Genomic DNA, 2,343 nt, shown 5'->3' with positions numbered 1-2,343 from the left:
CGGCATCTCGTGGTCGACCGCCCACAGCGGCACCGCCGAGAACAGCAGCGGAAAGCTCAGGCTCATGCGCGCCGCGACGAGGATCGGCAGGTCGCCGCGGGGCAGTTCAAGCAGGTTCTCGCTCTCCGCCTCCTGGCCGGCCGGTGGATCGAAATCGCTGGCCGGCGCATACGGTCGCGCCGCTTTCACCATCGCCGCGACCACCCGGTCCGGGAAGAACCGTTCCATGTCCTCGCGCYGGAAGTACACGCGATCGGTCTCGTCCTGCAGCGGCAGCCGGTACGGCCGGCCGTGCGTCACGTTGGTCGTGATCATCTCCAGGTTGATCGAGCGCAGCCGGCGGTCGTCGCCATCGCCCACCGCCACGCGCGGCGCACCCGGCGAGGCGGGTGCCGACCACAGGTCGCGGAAGGTCAGCGGCGCGTCTTCGCGGCGGAGACCGGCGGCGAGCTGGATGCCCTTGTCGAGCCACTCGATCAGGCCGGGGTCGGTCTTCGGGTCGCGCCCCGGCTGCGTCTTGCCATGGCACAGGCCGAGGTCGTTCTTCACGAGACCCTTGTCCAGGTCGGGCAGCAGCCCGTAGAACACGACGGCACCGATGACGCAGATCGGAATCGCCAGCACGAACCCGAGCAGGCTGCCCCAGCTGAACGGCGGCACCAGCGCGCAATCGGCCGCGATCAGCAGGCCGAGCAGGCCGCCCCACGACGCCGGCTTGCGGTAGCTGCGCAAGGCGGGCCAGCCCAGCCGCACCCAGCGCGGCACGCGGCTGCGGCGCGTTTCGCCGTAGATGTCGACCGCGCCGACGAAGAGATCGAACAGCCGCTGCCCCTCCGGCGCCGGCTGGAACAACGACAGCATCTTCGTGCGCAGCCCGCGCGGCCCCGGCTTCGCCAGATCGCCCGGCGCGCGCCGCAGCACCTCGAAGCCGTCGTCGTAGCCGTTGCGCCGGCCGTACTCGGCTGCGGCCGCGAGTGCCGCCGCCATCGCGCCCACCGAGGTGCCGCCGATGCTCTTGAAGCGGAATGCGCGTGCGATCTCGAGGATCGCCCACGGGTAGACGACGCCGCTCGCGACACCGCCCGTCAGCACCAGGTCGCAGAAGCGGTCGGCCGGCGGGCGCYCGGTCAGCGGCTCRGGCACTTCGACGAAGTCTTCGCCGGTGTCGAGCAGCGGCGCGGCCGTTCGCGCGGTCATTCGTAGTCTTCCCGGTCCACCGCATCGACCCACAGGTGGCCATGGTCCTCGGTCGCGAGCTGCTCCAGGCCGTCGCTCGTCGGGTACAGCAGGTAGGCGGTGCCGCGCGTGCGCACGAACGGCTTCAGGCCCTTGAACTCCGTCACGCCGCCGCGCTGCAACGCGTCGCCGGGCAGCACGAAGCTCGCATCGGGATCCTCATGGCGCGAGGCCAGCGGGTCCTTCGCGTTGCCCTCGTCGAGGTTGCCCATCGGCACGCGGTCGGCCCACTCGCCGAGCAGGTGCTCGAACTGGTTCTCGATGCTGCTGCAGAAGAACAGGCCGAGCAGGCCGCGCTCGATGCCGGATGCCTCGCCCTCTTTCCACCGGTCTCCGTACGGCGCGCCCCGCCGCAGCAGCGGACGCCGGCGCAGCTGGTGCGCAATCTGGCCCCCACGCGGGTTCATGCGGCGGATGTGCGCGCCGAATGGGCAGCCCTTGCCTTCGGCGTCGCCCGCGTAGTCGAAGTCCTCGCCCGGCGCACCGGTCGGCTGCTGCGTCTCGGGGTCGATGCGCCGCCCATCGGCGAAACGGCCGCACAGCTTGGCCCGCACGAGTTCGATCGCGTCATCCTCGTCGATCGTGCCTCGGCTGCCGACGGCGATCCACCTCGCCCGCTGCTTCAGGTAGGCGCGAAACGCGGGCTCGTCCTGCGCCATCTGCCGCAGCACGCCGAAGCTCGCCTCGCAGAAGAACGACCGCACCGCCTGCGGCTGCGCGGCCAGCGCCCATGGGTTGGCACCACCATCGTCCGTGTGGCCGAGCAGGAACTCGCCGGGGTTGTGGATCGAGACCTTCCGCAGCTTGCGGTGCTCCTTCGGGGGGATGTCCGGGTCGTGCGACCAGCCATTGATACCCACCTTCGACAGGCCGTCGCGGTAGCCGAAATGCACCCAGCGTTCTTCGGGCCTGCCGGGCGTGAGGCTGAAGTTCTCGCCCCGTGGCACCGTGTCGTYGATCTGCACGCAGAACCCCTTCGCCAGCCGCCCGACCCGCTTCAGCAACTCGGTGGACGCGGCGTCGTCATCGTGGTGCAGGCTGATCACCGCATGCAGCGCCTCCAGCTGAAAGCCGCTGTCCCAGTGGTCGGGCGCGCTCGATCCGGTG

Annotated in this window: 1 protein-coding gene and 1 pseudogene; both read right to left on the bottom strand. The window is 70.7% G+C overall.

Annotated elements, in window-relative coordinates; genetic code table 11:
* Positions 1–1,197 (bottom strand): annotated as a pseudogene (locus AC1D15_RS27645) (hypothetical protein); the annotation flags it as partial.
* A partial coding sequence (locus AC1D15_RS27640) for a hypothetical protein (RefSeq protein ID WP_477828523.1) occupies positions 1,194–2,343 on the bottom strand: 1,150 nt, incomplete at its 5' end. The gene AC1D15_RS27640 and the pseudogene AC1D15_RS27645, both read right to left, overlap by 4 nt.

The organism is Rhizobacter sp. P2_H2, assembly GCF_056403375.1.
The sequence above is the reverse complement of the archived record's forward strand: the minus strand, read 5'-3'. Positions and strand labels throughout refer to the sequence as shown.